We start from the raw sequence: 19,537 nt of genomic DNA on the forward strand, positions 1-19,537 counted from the left end.
ATAGGACATACAGATGTTAAAAAAAGTTGTTATTGCTAATCGTGGTGAAGTTGCATTGCGCATTTTAAGAGCCTGTAAAGAGCTCGGGATTCAAACAGTTGCAGTGCATTCAACAGCAGATCGTGAGTTAAAACACGTACGCCTTGCTGATGAAACCATTTGTATTGGACCTGCTTCTTCAGTTAAAAGTTATTTGAACACTCCTGCTATTATTGCAGCCGCAGAAGTAACAGGGGCAGATGCGATTCATCCTGGATATGGTTTTTTATCTGAAAATGCAGATTTTGCAGAGCAAGTTGAGTGTTCAGGTTTCGCCTTTATTGGGCCAACTGCTAATGTTATTCGCTTAATGGGGGACAAAGTTTCTGCCATTAATGCAATGAAAAAAGCAGGGATCCCTTGTGTACCAGGTTCTGGTGGCGCTATTGGTGATGATGCAATTAAAAACAAAGAGATTGCAAATAAAATTGGTTATCCAGTGATTATCAAAGCCTCTGGAGGTGGTGGTGGTCGTGGGATGCGAGTTGTTCGCTCTGAAAAAGAATTAGCAGAAGCCATTGCGATGACTAAAACAGAAGCCAGAGCAGCCTTTAATAACGATATGGTATATATGGAGAAATATCTTGAAAATCCTCGCCATATTGAAGTTCAAGTACTTGCGGATACACAGGGTAATGCGATTTATTTAGCAGAGCGAGATTGTTCTATGCAACGTCGCCACCAAAAAGTACTTGAAGAAGCGCCTGCTCCAGGCATTTCTGACGAGTTACGTCAATTTATCGGTGAACGCTGTGCAAATGCGTGTCGTACCATTGGTTATCGAGGTGCTGGCACATTTGAGTTTTTATATGAAAATGGTGAGTTCTATTTCATTGAAATGAATACTCGAATTCAAGTGGAACATCCTGTAACAGAAATGATCACAGGTGTTGATCTGGTTAAAGAACAATTACGCATTGCATCAGGCTTACCATTATCGGTTACACAAGATCAAATCAAAGTAAGAGGGCATTCAATAGAGTGCCGTATCAATGCAGAAGATCCAAGAAGTTTTCTTCCTTCGCCAGGAAAAATTACACGTTTACACGTACCAGGTGGATTAGGTATACGTTGGGATTCTCATATTTATGCAGACTATACGGTACCACCTCACTATGATTCAATGATTGCTAAATTGATCACCTATGGTGAAACACGAGATATTGCTATTCGACGAATGGAAATTGCCTTATCTGAAATCATCATCGATGGTATTAAGACCAATATTTTGTTACACCAAGATATTTTAAGTGATGAAAATTTTGTACAAGGAGAAATGAATATTCATTACCTTGAAAAAAAATTAGGCATTATTTAATCATCTCAAATGAAAACGGTACATTCTAAGTGCCGTTTTTTTGTTAATACATTCTTGTTACAACATCAACATTATTACTCAAAATTCTTTTTCTTTCCTTTTTTTGTTATCTTAAATACAAGCGGTACGATCTTAACTAAAATTTACAAATTTATATTTATAATCAATAAGTTATTAATTGTTTATGAGTAAGGCGATGGTTTTATTGGCATTTTATGATGATTTTACTTTCATTTATTGGTGTTTTTATTTGCAAAATTATTGTTATAAATGTTAGCATTAGGGGTTCAACCCACTAATTTAATACATTTTTACGTATTTTCGACCGTTTATAGAGGTATATTGATGAACAAAGTATTTAAAGTTATCTGGTGTAAAACAAACCAAACAATGATTGCTGTATCAGAATTGGCAAAATCACAAGGCAAATCCTCAAGTATCACAAGTTCACAGCCACATTTTAAGTTAGCAAAAGTTACTCTTTCAATAATGATGGTACTTGCTGGGCAGTCTGTGTTTGCAGCGATTTCAACAGGAGTCAAAACATCAACAGGTAGTAGTGCGATTCAAAATACTGCAGGTAAATACAATTATTGCTATTTTGATACTAGCAACAGAGCAGTTGTTTGTGGCGATAAAGATACTAAAGGTTCAGGTGGTGACGAAGGAACCATCTCTTTAGGAAGTAATGCACAAGTGAAAAAGGACGGCGGAGTTGCAATTGGATCGGATAGCCTTAGTGATGGTTATAGCTCTGTCGCTATAGGTTGGGTAGCTCAAGCAACAAAGATGGGAGCCGTTGCACTTGGAAGAAAGGCACAGGCAAAGGCACAATCTAGTGTTGCAATAGGGAATGAGGCAGAAGCACAGTATTCATCATCGGTAGCTATCGGATCTAGTGCTAAAACTAAAGCTTCATCATCGGTAGCTATTGGCAACGGAGCAGAGACTATAGGGAGTTCTAGTTTTGCAATGGGAAAAGGTGCAAAAACTGAAGGAGATTCTAGTTTCGCACTGGGAAATGGTGCTGCTGCAACTAATTCATCGTCAGTTGCTATAGGAACATCAGCAACAGCTAGTGGTTACAGAAGCTTTGCAATGGGATATAAAGCAAACACTTCTGGAAACTTAAATGTCGCTATTGGTAATTATGCTAAGACAAAAGATACTCAAAGTATGGCTATGGGACAAGGTGCACAAGCAACTGCTCAAGAAACCTTAGCTTTAGGTTCATTTACTCATGCGTTGGGAACACAATCTGTTGCGATTGGTAATGATGTTTTTGCTAAGGGGGTTATGTCAACCGTTATTGGTACGCGCTATATTGGCAATCCAAGTATAGATAATGGTCATTTTGGTCATGGAACATCCACGTCTACAGATGGAGATTATGCTATTGCTATTGGTAGTGGTTTTGGTACTAGAGGTAGTACGGTATATCTAGATCAAGTCGCTGAAAGTGATGCTAGTTATGGTATTGCTTTAGGAACCAGTTCTCGAACAGAAAAAGGTGCAGAAGAGAGTGTGGCAATTGGCCGCTTATCTGCAACTGAAAAAAATATCAAAGGTGGTGTGGCATTGGGTTCTCAATCTATTGCCAATCGTCAAGCATTAACAAGTGTTTCGGCTAGTGCAGATAATAGTGGAATGGAGAATGCGGAGCCAAATAAAATTACAAAAGTATATTCGCCATTTTCTGATTCCAACTTAGAGATTGTACAAACAGTACAAGGTGACTTAGGTGCCGTTTCTGTTGGAACATATAAAAGAAAATTTAAGACCAGAACGCCTGGGTACAGGTATAACAGTGATACTGATGATAAAAATAAAGCTACAAAATCAGGAGTCCCTCTCAAAGCTAAAGAGTTTGATATTGAAATTGCCACACGCCAAATCATCAATGTAGCAGCAGGTTCTTTGGATACTGATGCAGTCAACGTTGCACAGTTAAAAGCTGTGGCGAAAGAAGTGCAAAAAGGTTTGGACTATAGTGGAGATGTAGATAGTAGTAATACTCAAACAGCAAATAAATTTAACCGTAAATTAGGTCAAGAAACTAAAATTATCGGTGGTGTCACTAATACTACAAAACTCAGTGGTAATAATATCGGTGTTGTTTCAGATGGAGCGGGTACATTAGCGATAAAATTAGCAAAAGAGTTATCAGGACTAACGTCAGTTGTTCTAGGTACTAATTCTAGTGATGCAAATACAGTTGCATTGACTACAACGGGTATCAATGCAGGAAGTAAAACAATTACAAATGTAGCAAGTGGTGGAACAACAGGTACAAATGCTGCAAATATAAGTGATGTTAAAACTGCAGTATCAAATTCTTCTTGGAATATAGCAGGAAATGATAAAGCAGTAGTTGGGAATGGTGTAAATCCAACTGAAAAAGTTAGCTTTATAAATGGAAATGCCACAACAGTCAGTCAGTGTCACTCCAGATGGGACAAATGATTATGCTGTTAAGTATGATGTAAATGTAGATACTGATACTTTAGAAGTAGATGGGCAAAAAATCAAAGTAAAAACAGCGACCTTGACGGTAAATGATGGCACGGCTACCAACGTACCAAAAGGAAAAGTTGCAGATTTAAGTAATGATGATAAGAAAAAACTTGTGACTGCTGATAGTATCGTGAAAGCGATAAATAGCGCAGGTTTTATTGTTAATGCTACAGCAGGAGATGGAGAATTAGGTGCAGAAAGTACATCTAGTGAACTTATTAAGCCAAGTGATACAGTCACTTTTGAAGCAGATAAAAATATTAAGATTACTCAAACAGAGGGTAAGTTTGAATTTGCTACAAAAGAGAATGTAGAGTTTACTCAAGTAAAAACGGGTAATACTGTTTTAAAAGAGGGAAGTTTAGTAATCAACTCTACTGAAACAGATTCTACTAAGCAAGTAAGCTTGACAAGTAATGGGTTAAATAATGGTGGTAAGAAAATCACTAATGTTGCCGCAGGTACTGACGCAACAGATGCCGTAAATAAAGGGCAATTAGATTTAGTAACAGCTAAAGCGGAGGCTCATACAACAGTAAGTGCAGGAAGTGGAGTAAGTGTTACATCAACAGGAGCAAATGCTAAAGATTATAGAGTAGCAGTGAATGTAGATAATGAAACAATTACGACCGAAACATTTAATGATAATGGGGTACAGAAAACAAGACTTAAAGCAAAAACAACGACTCTAGCTGTTAGTGATGGAAAAGTGAATGTACCAGCTGATACTAAGGTTCTTGCTACAGCATTTGAGATTGCGAATGCGATTAATGGTGTAGGTTTTACTATTAAAGCAAATAGTGAGACAGATGGAGAGTTTATTAGTGCTGGTGGTACAGTTGATTTAGTTGGTGGTAAAGGTATTAGTGTGACTCGTGCAGGTTCTAAATTCACCTTTGCAACAGATTCGCAAGCCTTAGCTGAAGATGCACAATTGCCAGTGGTTTATACCAAAGCTGATGGTACAAAAGTGTATAAGAAGCCAAATGGTCAGTTTACTGAAAATGCAGACTTAACAGGAGCAGAAATTGAGCCAACAGATGTAATAGCTTCAATGCAAAATGCAAAAGGTGAAATAAAACCAACTAAACTAGCAAATGTAGGTGATGGCACTATCAGCGCTACCTCAAAAGATGCAGTTAATGGTTCACAAATCAAAGGAATGGCTGATTCAGTAGCAAATGCCATTGGCGGTGGTTCAACAGTAGAAGCAGATGGAAAAATTTCAGCTCCACGCTTTACTTTAACTAATGGTGATCCAAGTGATGGTGGAACGACGGCGTATACAAGTGTAGGCGACGCTTTAATGGGCTTGAATACAGCTGTAACTAAACCGATAACCTTTACAGGTGATGAGGGAAGCAGTAAACAAAAACTCGGTTCAAGTTTTAAAATTGCAACAGGTACTGCGAAAGCAGGTTTTATTGGAGACAATTTACATACTAAAGTTGAAGGGAACAAAGTCACTGTTGGTTTAAGTGAAACACCAGACTTTAAAACGGTTACTGTAGGAGAAGCAGGTAAAAAAGTCACTATTGGTGGACAAACCATTACAGGCTTAAAAGATACCATTACTGCTCCAGCAGATCCAAAAGTAGACGTTGCTCCAACAAATATAGCGGCTGGTACAGTGGCAACGGTTAATGATGTATTAAATTCAGGCTGGAACTTACAAGTTGGTGGTAAAAAAGCTGATTTTGTACAAGCTTATGATACAGTAAACTTCAAAGGTAAAGACGGTATTACTGTAACACATAACACAGATAATGGCGTTAATAATATCGAAATTGGTTTAACGGCTGGTACAATTGACAATAACGCAGGTACAGGTGCTGCAAATGGTGATGAAGGTTTTGTGACGGGCAGTCAAGTTGCAAAAGCGATTAATAATGCAGGTCATACCGTAACAACTAAGAATACTGATGAGGCTGTTACTGAAAATGCAGAAAGTAGTTTAATTAAAAATGGTCAGGCGCTAACCGTTGAAGCAGGTAAAAACCTAAGTGCTTCAATGGATAAGGCGAATGGCACATTAAAAATTTCAACGAAAACAAAAGTTGATTTTGATAATGTAAAAGTTGGTGATGTAGTTATCAATAAAGATACAGGTATTAATGCAGGCAATAAGCAAATCACGAATGTAGCCAGTGGTTTAGGAAATAGAACACTTGACCAAATTAAGAGTGAGGGTGATACCGCCGCTGAATGGAACAATGCTGCTACAGTTGGTGACTTAACCAAAGTACAAGGCAATGTAACAAATATTAGCAATAATATTAATAAAATTATTGGTGGTATAGATGCTGATGGTAATGCAACTAATGCAAATGGTGATGTAATTAAGGTCAAAGATGAAAATGGTAATGAAGTTAACTTAACTGTTAAAGAAGCATTGAAAACCTATAATCCACAATCACAAGGTGAGTATACAACGAATTCAGTTCCAGAAGCGATTTATCGTATGAATGAAGGGGGAATTAAATACTTCCATACCAATGATGGAACAGCCAATTACGATGAGCAAGATACTAATAAGGTAGACTCATCTGCTAAAGGAAAATTCTCAACAGCGATTGGTTATAAAGCCTCTACAGGAGAAAATGCTAAGAATGCTCTTGCCTTTGGTAATGGTGCTCAAGCCAATGCTGAAGATTCAATAGCTATTGGTACAGGTAATATTGTCAATGCCAAACATTCTGGCGCATTTGGTGACCCAAGCTATATAGCAAAAGTTGATGTTGACAATAATGATGTTGATGGAAGTTACTCTCTTGGTAATAATAATGTTATTAACAGCTCAAATACATTCGTATTGGGTAATAATGTGAATAACTCAGGTGAAACTGAAGTACTAAAAGACTCTAAAGGTAATATTCTTAGAGATAAAGATGGAAAACCGAGAACTAAACCTGTTGCTCAGGGCGAAACTGTTGAAAACTCTGTTTATCTAGGGAATAAAACTACTGCCACAAAAGGCGATAAAGTTGGTACGAAGAATCTGACTGCTAAGAAAGGTAAAAAAGCGACCGAAGGAAAAACAACCACTGCTGGAGATAAAGGAACGGTTAAATCGGCAACTGTAGGTGGTATTACTTACGGTGGGTTTGCTGGTGCAAAAGCAGACGGAGTGGTTTCTGTAGGGGCTGCTGGTAGTGAAAGACGTATCCAAAATGTGGCAGCAGGGGAGATCTCTAAAACCTCAACAGATGCGATTAATGGTAGCCAACTTTATTCAACCAATGCTGAAATTGCAAAATTATCTCAAAAATTAGGTGATTTGAAGGGCTCTATGAGTGCTGGTATTGCAGGGGCTTATGCAGCTGCAGCATTGGCTCAGCCTCACGATCCAGGTGCAAGTAGTGTTGGGGTTGCTGTAGGTAACTTTAGAGGAGAATCTGCATTATCGATTGGTGTCTCAACCATTTCTGATAATGGACGTTGGATATTGAAAGGACTAGTAACTCATGACTCACAAAGCCACACAGGTGCTGCGGCGAGTGTGAATTATCAATGGTAAAAACAAGTTATCCTTAGCGTATCTTGTTGTAGATACGCTTTAGGCTAGGAATTTGGTATTGACTAGGTACGCTAGTTAATAATAAAATGAAGTTTCTTAAATCAAGGGGTTTGTAAAATGAAACTATTAAAATATGCGGGTTTAGCCGTAGGAATGTTGTCTTTGGTGGCGTGTACTAGCACGTTAAATGATATTAATGAAAATGGTGCATTAGAAAATACTGATGCCACCAATCTAGTTTGGCCACAAATAGATGATGCCACTCTGCCTGAAGGTATTTTTCCTAATTTAGGTAATCTTGATCGTATTGGTCCAGGAGTGACTAAAAAAGATTTATACTATTTACTTGAACGTCCTCATTTCTCAGAAATGCACGGAGCAAGAGAGTGGAATTATATTATGAAATTCCGTCAAGCAGATCGTTCAGTTAAGGTTTGTCAATATAAAGTATTATTTGATGATGATATGGTGGCACAAAACTTCTATTGGTTGCCAGCAGACTGTTTAACAGAGAAATTAAACTTAGCAGCAGATGCACTCTTCCCATTCAATCGTGGTGGTGTTAGAGATATTAAATTTGCAGGTAAGAAAAAATTAAATGAACTTGCTGCTTATATTACTAAGCTTGGCAACAAATCTACTGTGAAATTAGTAGGTCATACAGATTACATTGGCCGTAAAGCATACAACCAAAGACTTTCTGAAAAACGTGCAAGAAGTGTTGGACGTTACTTAGTAATGAAAGGTGTAAACCCAGCAAATATTACGACTTTTGGTATGGGTGAGAGCCAACCAGTGAAACATTGTCGTAAAACTAAAAAATCACGCTTAGTGAGATGTTTAGCACCTAACCGTCGTGTTAGTGTAGAAATTATTAAACGTTAATTTTTCTATTAGGTTAAATAAAAATCGAGCTTATTTAGGCTCGATTTTTTGTTTGAGTAAAAGAGTTTAAAATTTAATATTTTTATCCTTTATGCCAAAATTACCTATCTTCTTAACTTCAATGCTATCTTATTATTCAACAGAGTCAGTTATGCGATTTATTCTTCTTTTATTATTTTCTTTTTTTAGTACTCAATTATTCGCTTTGTCAGGTGAGCAACTGGTTAAAGATGCTCGATCTCAAATTGGAACAACATTGTTTTATGATCCTGCTTACACCAAACTAACATACCCAATGGGAGATATACCTATGATAAAAGGGGTGTGTACGGATGTTGTGATTCGAGCATTAAGAAAACAAGGTATGGATTTACAAAAATTGATTCACGAAGATATGCAAAAGCATTTTAGTCAATATCCTAAAAAATGGGGATTAAAAAAGACCGATAAAAATATCGATCATCGCCGAGTCCCTAATATAGCGACCTACTTTAAACGAAAAGGCTATGAAATTAAAACCGATAAGTTTCAACGTGGTGATATTGTGACTTGGGATTTAGGGCGAGGTATTACCCATATTGGGATTATTTCAGATAAAAAATCAGGAGACATTCCTTTGGTAATTCATAATATTGGTTATGGCACTCAGGAAAATAATATACTCTATAATTTTAAAATTACAGGTATTTTTCGAATTCCGAGTAAATAAATTGCAAAAATCTGCTAAAATCGTACCGCTTAATAATAAGGAATAAAAGAGACTATAAAAATGTTAAATACCGTATCTCAACGTTTACTTGCTCCAAGTGGGTTAGAATTATCAAAATTACATAATATCTTAGATATGTTTTCAATGCGTCAAATTGATTATGGGGATCTCTTTTTCCAACTTAGTATGGATGAAAGCTGGTCGTTAGAAGACAGTATTATCAAAGAAGGGGGATTTTATATTGATCGAGGCGTGGGTGTGCGAGCTGTTGCAGGGGAAAAAACAGGCTTTGCTTATACTGACCAAATCAATTTTAATCAGCTAGAACAATGTGCTAATGCCGCAAGAAGTATTACCAATGAAAGTGGGCATTTAAAGATTCAATCGTTTAAACAAACCAATGCGATTATTCGTTATCCTTCTATTAATCCACTTGAAACGATGAGCCGTGAGCAAAAAGTTGAGTTATTGCATTTAGTTGATAAAACCGCACGAGCTGAAGATCCTCGAGTTATTCAAGTGAATGCAGGGCTTTCTGCATTATATGAAGAAATGTTAATTACAGCCACAGATGGCACAGTTGCCGCTGATATTCGCCCTTTAGTTCGTTTATCTATTTCTGTTCTAGTTGAACAAAATGGTAAACGAGAAAGAGGTGGCACGGGTGCAGGTGGACGATTCTCACTCAATTATTTTTTAGAACCCAATTCACAAGGTGAAGTAAGAGCCATTTATATGGCAAAAGAAGCTGTTCGCCAAGCATTAGTAAACCTAAACGCCATTACTGCACCTGCTGGTGTTATGCCAATTATTTTAGGGGCAGGTTGGCCGGGTATTTTATTACACGAGGCAGTGGGTCACGGTTTAGAAGGGGATTTCAACCGCAAAAAATCCTCGCTTTTCACGGGTAAAATTGGACAAATGGTGACTTCACCTCTTTGTACTATTGTGGATGATGGCACTATCGCAGATAAACGAGGCTCATTAACTGTTGATGATGAAGGCGTTCCTTCACAACGTAATGTGTTAATTGAAAAAGGCATTTTAAAAGGCTATATGCAAGATAAACTCAATGCTCGCTTAATGGGGGTTGAGCCAACAGGTAATGGACGACGTGAGTCTTATGCACACTTACCTATGCCACGAATGACTAACACCTATTTAACAGAAGGGAACAGTAGCTTTGATGAGATGATTGCCTCTGTGGATAAAGGTTTATACGCCCCTCATTTTAGTGGTGGTCAAGTGGATATTACCTCAGGAAAATTTGTGTTCTCTACTTCTGAAGCTTATTTAATTGAAAATGGCAAAATAACTAAACCAGTAACTGGGGCAACGTTAATTGGTAGTGGAATTGAAGCAATGCAACAAGTTTCAATGGTTGGTAAGACAATGGAATTAGATCAAGGTGTCGGAACCTGCGGTAAAGAAGGGCAAAGTGTTCCTGTCGGTGTGGGTCAACCAACGGTTAAATTAGATAAAATTACTGTTGGAGGTCGTGGATAGCGGTACGATCTTTGTGAAAATTTACAAAAATAATAGGGGCAAGTAGATGCAAAGTGATTTACTGATTTATAAAGATGATAATGGCAATGTCGCGATAGATGTACGTTTAGAAGATGAAACCGTTTGGCTATCACAAGTTCAAATGGCGGAATTGTTTGGTAAAGGAAGAACTACTATTACTGAACATATTCGTAATATCTTCAGAGAGGGTGAATTAGTTGAAGAAATGGTGTGTCGGAAATTCCGACATACCAGTAAACACGGAGCTATTAAAGGAAAAACACAAAAAAGGGAGGTTCTTTATTATAATCTTGATGTGATTATTTCTGTTGGTTATCGAGTAAAATCCCAGCAAGGTACACAATTTCGTATTTGGGCAACCTCTCGATTAAAAGATTATTTGATTAAGGGTTATGCGATTAATCAACAGCGTTTACTACAAAATAGTCAAGAATTACAACAAGCCCTTGCACTTATTCAAAAAACAGCAAATTCATCTGAATTAACTGTAGAGAGTGGTAGAGGTTTGGTTGATATTGTTAGTCGTTATACGCAAACTTTTTTGTGGCTACAACAGTATGATGAAGGGTTATTGACTGAACCTAAAACTCAACTAGGTGGAGAATTGCCAAGTGTTGAACAGGCTCGTATAGGATTAAGTGAGTTAAAACAACAATTGATATCTCGAGGCGAAGCATCAGAATTATTTGGACGTGAGCGAGATGATGGGTTAAGTGCAATTCTAGGTAACCTTAGTCAAAGTGTTTTTGGCGAGCCTGCTTACCCAAGTATTGAGGAAAAAGCCGCTCATTTACTCTATTTTATCGTTAAGAATCACCCCTTTTCAGATGGCAACAAGCGTAGTGGAGCATTTCTTTTTGTTGATTTTTTACATCGTAATAATAGGCTATTTAATACTGATGGTAATGTTGTGATTAATGATACAGGATTAGCTGCACTAACCTTACTGGTGGCTGAATCTGATCCAAAACAAAAAGAGACTTTGATTAAACTGATTATACATATGTTAAAAAAATAAATTAAACAATGTTATAAAAAAGAAAGGATTAAACCAGTGAAAACAAATTTTGATGAAATTTTACAAAAAATAGAAGAAACACAGTTTTTTAGTCGTGCTGGTATTAATGAATTTTTAGGAGAAAATATTATTTTAATAAAAAGCTTAGAAGATGCTTTTATAAATAATGATACTACTGATTTTCAAGGATTTTTTAATAAAATGGAATACTTTCCTTCAAGCTTGAAAGTGATAGAGGATCCTTTTTATAAAGATATCTATACCCCCAAAGCACTTGTAAAGCAAAAGGTACAAATAAGTAAAATGATTTTCCAAAAAATAGCAAAATTAGATGAAAATTTGTTTAACGTAAAGCAGCATAATTTTCATCAATGCTTCAAATACTCAGCAAGTTGTGCTTTTAGCGGATACTTTCTTGAAAATTATTTGCAGTTGGGTAATCAATGGAAAAGGGTGGTAGATATTTATCATAAAGGACATTATCCCTTTGGTTTTTATAAAGAGACATTATTTGTGGTTTAGGTACAAAAGGGATAATTTAAAATGAATGTAGATTTTGAAGCCTTTAAAGAATACGCTTCTTGGTTTATTAAAAAATCAGCCTGAATTTACTTTTCATACATTTGACAATATTATCAATTTTATTGATTATGTTGAAGCTTTTGCTTCTCAATGGGTAGATAAAATAGAAATGAATAACAATGTGGTTTGTGTTTGGATTGGATATTTCAGCTCTGAAGAAGAGCTATATGATAACTATTTAAGTTTTAATTATGAAAATGAAGAAGTATCCCGTTTATGTAAAGATACAGGTTTAGATTATTACGATGAGGATTTTATTGAAAGTTGGTGGTTTGAAACCTTAGAAATAAATAATTTATTGAATAATAAAGATTATTTATCAGACTTCGAATATTTTTTTGATGAACTTATTGTAAAATTAAAAGAGCTAGATTTATCTCAATATAATTCCATTTCATTTTTATTTGGTACACAAGATCAAAATGAAAATTTATTTGCTTATCAGGGAATGACGATGAAAAATGCACCCATTCAATTTGTATTTAAAAAGGAATATGTGAAATGAACAGCTTCCATTTTTCGAAAAATCAGTGTGAAAACTGTAATAAATATATTGATGTGGGTGAGCACGAGATTGATGAAATAGTTAAACAGATGAGATACAAAGTGGTATGCGTTGAGTGTAAAATAAGACTCGAAAAAGAAAAATAAGCGGTATGATCTTTGTAAAAATTTACAAAAATAAGGAATAAATATGGCGTGGATACAAATTCGTTTGAATAGTACAGATGATAAAGCAGAGCAACTAAGTGAATTTTTTGAAGAATGGGGGGCAGTGTCTATCACTTATATGGATAGTCAAGATACTCCCATTTTTGAACCGTTACCGGGTGAAACTCGTTTATGGGGGAATACTGATGTTGTAGCGTTGTTTGATGCTGAAACTGAGATGAAACCTATTCTTACATCACTGCAACAAAGTGGCATTATTGAATCTGATTTTGCCTATAAAATTGAGCAACTTGAAGATAAAGATTGGGAGCGTGAGTGGATGGATAATTTCCATCCAATGCAATTTGGTGAGCGTTTATGGATTTGTCCAAGTTGGCGAGAGGTGCCGGATCCTAATGCGGTAAACGTGATGTTAGATCCAGGTTTAGCTTTTGGAACAGGAACTCACCCAACCACTGAACTCTGTTTACGCTGGTTAGATAGCCTAGATTTAGCAGGTAAAACTGTGATTGATTTTGGTTGTGGTTCAGGTATTTTGGCGATTGCTGCGTTGAAATTAGGGGCAAAATCAGTTATTGGTATTGATATTGATCCTCAGGCAATTACTGCAAGTAAAGTAAATGCGGAGCAAAATGGTGTAGCGGATAAATTGGCCCTTTATTTACCTGAAAATCAACCACAGAATTTACAGGCAGATGTAGTGGTTGCTAATATTCTGGCAGGGCCTTTAAAAGAGCTGGCTCCTTTTATTGTACAGTTGGTGAAACCTCAAGGTTTATTAGGGCTTTCTGGTATTTTAAATACGCAAGCAGAGTCTGTGTGTGAAGTGTATCAGCAAGATTTTTGTTTAGATCCTGTTGTTGAGAAAGAAGAGTGGTGTCGAATTACAGGTATTAAAAGAGGATAGCAAATGAAAAAAATTTTATTATTAAATGGCCCAAATTTGAATATGTTAGGGAAACGTGAGCCTGAGATTTATGGTGCACAAAGCCTTTTAAATATTGAGCAACATCTTCAACAGCTAGCGAGTGAGCAAGGTATTGAACTAGATTGCTTTCAGTCAAATAGTGAGGAGGCTTTGATTAATCGTATTCATCAAGCTTTTCAACAGGTTGATTTTATTTTATTTAATCCAGCCGCTTTTACACATACCAGTGTTGCGTTACGTGATGCGTTACTTTCTGTGAATATTCCTTTTGTAGAAATTCATCTTTCAAATGTTCACTCTCGAGAGCCTTTTCGCCATCACTCTTATTTTAGTGATATTGCACAAGCCGTTATTTGTGGATTGGGTGTAAAAGGGTATGAATATGGATTAGATTTTGCATTATCCGGGTTGAAAAAATAGGCGTAAAAAAAGGATTAAATACTGTTAGTACTTAATCCTTTTGATTGATACTTGACCTTTTAGGCAGAAATATCTGCTTTTAACGCAGCTTGCACCACATCAATCCCTTTTTTATAGTTTTCCATAAATTGTTGGTATCCTTTTGCTATTGCAGGATCTGGCTGTGTAAGTGTAATCTTTGTTTGGTTAAAGATTTCTTGATCTAAATAAGTCTCTAAACGATATTGATCTTTTTTGCTGAGGTAGTTTGCTAACAGTGCAATTCCCCAAGCGCCGCCATCTGATGCAGTATCCATTGTCGCAACAGGCGTATTAAGGGCTGCCGCTAATATAGATTGTGCAACTTGCTCTGTTTTGAAAATACCGCCGTGTCCTAAAATATGTGTAATATTGATATTTTCTTGTTGCTGTAAAATATCCATACCTATTTTCATAGCACCGAAAGCACTATAGAGATGCACTCTAATAAAATTAGCAAGGCTAAATTTAGCATTGGTTGGGTGTAAAAATAATGGGCAGCCTTTGGTTAGCTTAACATTATGCTCTCCTGAATAGAAACCGTAAGAGAGTAATCCACCACAATCAGGATCACCTTGCAATGCTTTAAGGAATAGCTTGTTATAGAGCTCATCAGTATCTATATTAACACCAAAAGTTTGTAGTGTTTCATTGAAAAGATTGATCCAGTTATTGATATCAGTACTACAATTATTGGCGTGAGCCATTGCCACGAGTTTACCTGCTGGAGTAGTGACTAAATCCAATTCAGCATAGCTACGAGAGAGCGGTTTATCCAATACCACCATTGTAAAAGCAGACGTACCAGCAGAAATATTCCCTGTATTTTCTTTAATACTATTGGTTGCTATCATACCTGTTCCAGCATCACCTTCAGGTGGGCAAAGAGGTACACCTGCTTTTAACAGCCCTTTAGGATCTAGCAATCTAGCCCCTTTTTCCGTTAATTTTCCTGCATTTTGACCTGCAACGAGTACTGTTGGTAAAAGATTTTCTAATTTCCACTCTACTTGATAATCAGTAATCACTTGTCCAAATTTTGACAGTAATGTTTTATCATAAGATAACGTATTGGTATCAATTGGGAACATTCCTGAGGCATCGCCAATACCCAATACTTTTTCACCTGTTAATTGCCAATGTACATAGCCTGATAAGGTTGTTAAATAATCTATATCAGCAATATGTGGTTCTTTATCTAGGATGCATTGATAAAGGTGAGCAACACTCCAACGCTGTGGCACAGGATAATCAAAGAGACGTGTTAAGATTTGTGATGCAGGTAGAGTAATATTGTTACGCCATGTTTTAAAAGGACTGAGTTGATTTCCTGCTTTATCAAATGGAAGATAACCGTGCATCATTGCACTGATTCCCATTGCTTTTAACTGGGTAATATGAGTGCCATACTTTTGCGTTACATTGGCTTGTAAACTGGCATAGGCAGCTTGTAAATTATCCCATACTTCATCTAGATGATAAGTCCAAATAGAATCAATAAAACGATTTTCCCAGTCTGCATAACCTGTAGCTAATGTTTCACCACTTTCAGTGATCAAAACGGCTTTTATTCTTGTTGAGCCCAATTCAATACCGACGATAGCGTCACCATTATCAATTAACTGTTTATTTTTTTGCATAAGCGACTCCTTACTGTTGTTAAGCTTTAGCTTGTCATAATTAACACTCTATTTTTTGTAGCATATCTGAGAAATTAACCTCTATATAGTTTTTTTCTAATATAACACGAGTTTGAGCATTTTGCTCAATTTTTGCTAATTGGGAAATACAATCACTTAAACTACAAGCGGTATGATTGACACAATTTTTTGCAAAAAACTCACTTAAACTGACCGCTTGTTGATTGAATAAATTCAACAATAATTGTTGTAAATTTTGTTCTCGTAAGCACTGTGGCACTTTATTAATAGTTAAACGAGTTTGCCCTTGCCAGTGTTTTTCTATAATTTCAAACCCTAAAATAGTAAGCTGTTGCTCACATTGTTGCCACGCAATAGTTTGAACTTCATCAAGGGTTAAACTTAATGGAATGAGCAATACTTTGGTTTCATTTTTTTTCAGTTCAGCTTGTAATGTTAATTCTGCCAATTTTTTTAATGAAACTAAATAAAATACCTCTTGTTTTTTCAACAGCAGCGCTTTATTCTGCACGATGGTAAGTGCTTGAGTGTAGTCTGAATTTGATTGAGTAAGCGGTGTGATCTCTGCTGTTTTTTGCAAATTTTCATTAAAATCTGACCGCTTAATAGGTGAGGTATTTAAGGTTGTATTTTCACTATGCAATAACTCGCCATAAAGACGTTGTGAGGACTTACTTACGCTAGGAGAAGTATAAGATGGCGAACGATTAAAACTTAAACCTTGCGAGTAATTTTCTTGGTATCGTTCCGCAAAAATATTTTTTCCAGCAGCTGCTCTGTTGGTGTCTTTAGCATAGCTTGGAATGGGTTCGTTTACCTGATTATCAATTAAAGGTAAATGCGCTTGTTCCTGTAACGCATTTGCAATACCTTGATAAATAAAATCGTGCACTAATCGTCCTTGATGAAAACGCACTTCGTGTTTTGCTGGGTGAACATTGACGTCCACTTGGCTAGCGTCAAGATCCAAAAAGAGGACAAAACTCGGATAACAATCTTTCGCCAGTAAATCACCATAGGCTTGGCGGATAGCATGGTTAATGGTTTTATCTCGCATCATTCTCCCATTAACATAGCTATAATTCAGATCGTTTTGAGTACGAGCAATAGTGGGCGAACCAATCCAACCTTGTAAATGCAGATCTCCGTGTTGCCAATCTAAATGGACACTATTTTGAATAAAATTATCACCACAAATTGCTGCCACTCGTTTTTGTTGCTGCTCTAAATTGTGATGAGCGATCCCTTTGTAATAGCGGACTTTTTTATCATTATGGGTTAATGTAAATGTAATACTTGGTTTAGCTAAGGCAATACGTCTAACTACTTCATCAATATGATTAAATTCTGTTTTATCTGTACGTAAAAATTTACGTCTTGCAGGGGTATTAAAAAATAAATTAGCGACTTCAATGGTTGTACCAACAGGGTGTGAAGCAGGTTTAACTTCAACCGCCATATCTCGCCCCTGTGCATAAGCCTGCCATGCTTCGGTTTGATTTTCAGGGCGTGAAGTTAAGGTTAAACGAGAAACAGAACTAATACTTGCTAGCGCTTCGCCACGAAAGCCTAAACTTAAAATCGCTTCTAAATCTTCAAGACTGGCAATTTTACTGGTAGCGTGACGAGCCAATGCCAATTCTAAATCGACTTTTGCGATACCACAGCCATTATCACGAATGCGGATCAACTGGGAGCCGCCTTTTTCAATATCAATTTGAATATTGGTAGCCCCTGCATCAAGGCTATTTTCCACTAACTCTTTGACCACAGAAGCGGGACGCTCAACCACTTCCCCTGCGGCAATTTGGTTCGCAAGTTGTGGTGGCAGAATATTGATAAGGTGTTTTTCACTCATTGAGATGACCTTGTTATTTGGATAATTTATGTAAATGATTATCTGGATTCTAGCATAAATAAAATAAGAGAAGAATTTTTATTAAAATATGTAAATTTTAATGAGGATCGTACCGCTTGTTTTTAAACAAAAGGTTATATTATCAGAAAATATAACCTTTATAATTAAGTGTCAAAGCTACACATCTAGTTTAGATTGAATTAATTCAACCATTTTTTGCATCTCTTCCTGTGGTGCTTTTTCTTGGTTCATCAGCCAACGAAACAGTTCAGGATCCGTAAATTTCAACATTTCTACAAAGGTATTTTGTTGTTCTTGTGATAAATTATCGAAATGATTTTTATAAAATGGCATTATCATTTCATCTAATTCACGCATACCACGACGGCATTCCCACTCAATTCTAAAACGATTAAAACTCATTATTTTACCTCTTTTATTCTAAGCTCTTTGGGTACTTCAAAAATAGTATTTTCTTCACAGCCTTCTAATTCTTTGATCGTGTTTGCACCGAGAGCTTTTAAATGTGAAACAACGGATTGTACCAACACTTCTGGTGCAGATGCCCCTGCGGTAATACCGATGGTTTCGACATTTTCAAGCCAATTTGGATCAATATCTTCTGCACCATCAATCAATCTTGCAGGTGTTCCCATACGAGAAGCTAACTCAGCTAAACGGTTAGAGTTGGAAGAGTTTTTAGACCCTACCACTAATACCAGCTGTGATTGTTGTGCTAAATCTCGTACTGCTTGTTGGCGGTTTGTGGTGGCATAACAAATATCGTTTTTACGAGGACCTTGAATTGCAGGATATTTTTGTTTTAACTCTTCAATTACATCAATGGTATCATCAATAGATAAGGTGGTTTGGGTCATAAAAGCAAGTTCCTCATCTTTAGTAACAGAGAGTTTTGCCACATCTTCAATAGATTCAACTAAGTAAATACCGCCTTGCTGATTATCATATTGACCCATTGTGCCTTCTACTTCTGGGTGTCCCTCGTGTCCAATCAAAATCGCTTTTGTTCCTTTACGGCTTGCCCTTGCCACTTGCATATGGACTTTGGTCACTAAAGGACAGGTTGCATCAAATACTTTTAAGTTACGATTTTTTGCCTCGTTCCGAACTGCTTGAGATACTCCGTGAGCTGAAAAAATTACAATGGCATCATCGGGCACATCATCAAGCTCTTCAACAAAAATCGCCCCTTTTTGCTTTAATCCTTCCACCACAAAACGATTATGTACCACTTCGTGACGGACATAAATCGGTGCACCGTGAATTTCTAGGGCTAATTCTACAATAGAAATGGCACGATCTACTCCAGCACAAAACCCTCGCGGATTGGCTAATAAAATTTTCATTTAATCACTCTTTTTCTGTTTTTTTCCATCTAAAAAACTTTCTAGGATCAACAATCCCGCCCCCATCACAATACCAATATCGGCAATATTAAAAACAGGATAATGATAAATATCCCAATAAAAATCTAAAAAATCAATAACATAACCATTATACAAACGATCAATGCCATTTGCCAATGCACCACCAATAATTAACGCATAGGCGGCATTTACCAGTTTTTGAGAGTAACGGTTTTTATTTAATAACACCATCAGTACGGTAGAAATCACGACCGCCAAACTAATAAAAAAGTATTTTTGCCAGCCAGAATGTTCTGCTAAAAAGCTAAACGCAGCCCCTGTGTTACGCACATAAGTTAAATTAAAGATAGGCAAAACAGTGATACTCTCATAAAGTGCAAAACTTTTTACCACTAAATATTTAGTCAATAAATCAACCACAAGTACGACTACACTTAACCAGAGCCAATAAATGCCTGATTTTTCTGTTAGTTTATTCATTAA

16 protein-coding genes are annotated in these 19,537 nt (G+C 36.6%); 11 read left to right on the forward strand and 5 right to left on the reverse strand.

Annotated elements, in window-relative coordinates; genetic code table 11:
- The first annotated feature begins 13 nt into the window (after positions 1 to 13).
- From accC to aroQ, 11 genes are all read left to right on the forward strand, one after another.
- Positions 14 to 1,357, forward strand: a complete 1,344-nt coding sequence (gene accC, locus A6B44_RS00290; RefSeq protein WP_090921043.1) for an acetyl-CoA carboxylase biotin carboxylase subunit — start codon at positions 14 to 16, stop codon at positions 1,355 to 1,357.
- A gap of 345 nt (positions 1,358 to 1,702) precedes the next feature.
- Complete coding sequence (locus tag A6B44_RS10820) at positions 1,703 to 3,820, forward strand: ESPR-type extended signal peptide-containing protein (RefSeq protein ID WP_218061377.1); 2,118 nt, start codon at positions 1,703 to 1,705, stop codon at positions 3,818 to 3,820.
- The gene (locus A6B44_RS00300; RefSeq protein WP_176673430.1) at positions 3,777 to 7,388 is read left to right on the forward strand and encodes a YadA-like family protein; all 3,612 of its coding nucleotides are present in this window, start codon (positions 3,777 to 3,779) and stop codon (positions 7,386 to 7,388) included. Before A6B44_RS10820 ends, A6B44_RS00300 begins: the two co-directional genes overlap by 44 nt.
- A 117-nt stretch (positions 7,389 to 7,505) precedes the next feature.
- On the forward strand, positions 7,506 to 8,273 hold the full coding sequence (locus A6B44_RS00305; RefSeq protein WP_090921049.1) for an OmpA family protein: 768 nt from the start codon (positions 7,506 to 7,508) through the stop codon (positions 8,271 to 8,273).
- 151 nt (positions 8,274 to 8,424) lie between these two features.
- Positions 8,425 to 8,982: a DUF1287 domain-containing protein gene (locus A6B44_RS00310; protein ID WP_090921177.1), complete on the forward strand. Its 558-nt coding sequence runs from the start codon at positions 8,425 to 8,427 to the stop codon at positions 8,980 to 8,982.
- A gap of 60 nt (positions 8,983 to 9,042) precedes the next feature.
- Complete coding sequence (tldD, locus tag A6B44_RS00315) at positions 9,043 to 10,488, forward strand: metalloprotease TldD (RefSeq protein WP_090921051.1); 1,446 nt, start codon at positions 9,043 to 9,045, stop codon at positions 10,486 to 10,488.
- Between the two features lie 46 nt (positions 10,489 to 10,534).
- Positions 10,535 to 11,527: a virulence RhuM family protein/type II toxin-antitoxin system death-on-curing family toxin gene (locus A6B44_RS00320; RefSeq protein WP_090921053.1), complete on the forward strand. Its 993-nt coding sequence runs from the start codon at positions 10,535 to 10,537 to the stop codon at positions 11,525 to 11,527.
- A gap of 36 nt (positions 11,528 to 11,563) precedes the next feature.
- Entirely contained in the window at positions 11,564 to 12,049 is a 486-nt protein-coding gene (locus A6B44_RS00325; RefSeq protein ID WP_090921055.1) for a hypothetical protein, read from the forward strand.
- Positions 12,050 to 12,083: 34 nt separating this feature from the next.
- Complete coding sequence (locus tag A6B44_RS00330) at positions 12,084 to 12,614, forward strand: immunity 22 family protein (protein ID WP_090921058.1); 531 nt, start codon at positions 12,084 to 12,086, stop codon at positions 12,612 to 12,614.
- Between the two features lie 189 nt (positions 12,615 to 12,803).
- Positions 12,804 to 13,688: a 50S ribosomal protein L11 methyltransferase gene (gene prmA / locus A6B44_RS00335; protein WP_090921060.1), complete on the forward strand. Its 885-nt coding sequence runs from the start codon at positions 12,804 to 12,806 to the stop codon at positions 13,686 to 13,688.
- Between the two features lie 3 nt (positions 13,689 to 13,691).
- Positions 13,692 to 14,129: a type II 3-dehydroquinate dehydratase gene (gene aroQ / locus A6B44_RS00340; protein ID WP_090921062.1), complete on the forward strand. Its 438-nt coding sequence runs from the start codon at positions 13,692 to 13,694 to the stop codon at positions 14,127 to 14,129.
- A gap of 59 nt (positions 14,130 to 14,188) precedes the next feature.
- On the opposite strand, the gene A6B44_RS00345 is transcribed toward aroQ, so the two are convergent.
- From A6B44_RS00345 to lspA, 5 genes are all read right to left on the reverse strand, one after another.
- Positions 14,189 to 15,787, reverse strand: a complete 1,599-nt coding sequence (locus A6B44_RS00345; protein ID WP_090921064.1) for a xylulokinase — start codon at positions 15,785 to 15,787, stop codon at positions 14,189 to 14,191.
- Positions 15,788 to 15,827: 40 nt separating this feature from the next.
- Positions 15,828 to 17,666: a DNA mismatch repair endonuclease MutL gene (mutL, locus tag A6B44_RS00350; protein ID WP_090921066.1), complete on the reverse strand. Its 1,839-nt coding sequence runs from the start codon at positions 17,664 to 17,666 to the stop codon at positions 15,828 to 15,830.
- 177 nt (positions 17,667 to 17,843) lie between these two features.
- Positions 17,844 to 18,092 carry an FAD assembly factor SdhE gene (locus A6B44_RS00355; RefSeq protein WP_090921068.1) on the reverse strand — a complete coding sequence of 83 codons (249 nt, stop codon included), beginning with the start codon at positions 18,090 to 18,092 and terminating at the stop codon, positions 17,844 to 17,846.
- Positions 18,089 to 19,033: a 4-hydroxy-3-methylbut-2-enyl diphosphate reductase gene (ispH, locus tag A6B44_RS00360; protein WP_090921070.1), complete on the reverse strand. Its 945-nt coding sequence runs from the start codon at positions 19,031 to 19,033 to the stop codon at positions 18,089 to 18,091. The genes A6B44_RS00355 and ispH overlap by 4 nt, the downstream gene beginning before the upstream one ends.
- A complete protein-coding gene (lspA, locus tag A6B44_RS00365) occupies positions 19,034 to 19,534 on the reverse strand; it encodes a signal peptidase II (protein ID WP_090921072.1) in 501 nt (166 codons plus the stop codon).
- Positions 19,535 to 19,537 lie beyond the last annotated feature (3 nt).

This window comes from Pasteurella skyensis (assembly GCF_013377295.1).
Classification (GTDB): domain Bacteria; phylum Pseudomonadota; class Gammaproteobacteria; order Enterobacterales; family Pasteurellaceae; genus Phocoenobacter; species Phocoenobacter skyensis.

Excerpts from the sequence above, each read along its gene's own strand:
- accC (WP_090921043.1), top strand. The coding sequence starts at position 14 with ATGTTAAAAAAAGTTGTTATTGCTAATCGTGGTGAAGTTGCATTGCGC.
- A6B44_RS10820 (WP_218061377.1), top strand. The coding sequence starts at position 1,703 with ATGAACAAAGTATTTAAAGTTATCTGGTGTAAAACAAACCAAACAATG.
- A6B44_RS00300 (WP_176673430.1), top strand. The coding sequence starts at position 3,777 with ATGCCACAACAGTCAGTCAGTGTCACTCCAGATGGGACAAATGATTAT.
- A6B44_RS00305 (WP_090921049.1), top strand. The coding sequence starts at position 7,506 with ATGAAACTATTAAAATATGCGGGTTTAGCCGTAGGAATGTTGTCTTTG.
- A6B44_RS00310 (WP_090921177.1), top strand. The coding sequence starts at position 8,425 with ATGCGATTTATTCTTCTTTTATTATTTTCTTTTTTTAGTACTCAATTA.
- tldD (WP_090921051.1), top strand. The coding sequence starts at position 9,043 with ATGTTAAATACCGTATCTCAACGTTTACTTGCTCCAAGTGGGTTAGAA.
- A6B44_RS00320 (WP_090921053.1), top strand. The coding sequence starts at position 10,535 with ATGCAAAGTGATTTACTGATTTATAAAGATGATAATGGCAATGTCGCG.
- prmA (WP_090921060.1), top strand. The coding sequence starts at position 12,804 with ATGGCGTGGATACAAATTCGTTTGAATAGTACAGATGATAAAGCAGAG.
- aroQ (WP_090921062.1), top strand. The coding sequence starts at position 13,692 with ATGAAAAAAATTTTATTATTAAATGGCCCAAATTTGAATATGTTAGGG.
- A6B44_RS00345 (WP_090921064.1), bottom strand. The coding sequence starts at position 15,787 with ATGCAAAAAAATAAACAGTTAATTGATAATGGTGACGCTATCGTCGGT.
- mutL (WP_090921066.1), bottom strand. The coding sequence starts at position 17,666 with ATGAGTGAAAAACACCTTATCAATATTCTGCCACCACAACTTGCGAAC.
- ispH (WP_090921070.1), bottom strand. The coding sequence starts at position 19,033 with ATGAAAATTTTATTAGCCAATCCGCGAGGGTTTTGTGCTGGAGTAGAT.
- lspA (WP_090921072.1), bottom strand. The coding sequence starts at position 19,534 with ATGAATAAACTAACAGAAAAATCAGGCATTTATTGGCTCTGGTTAAGT.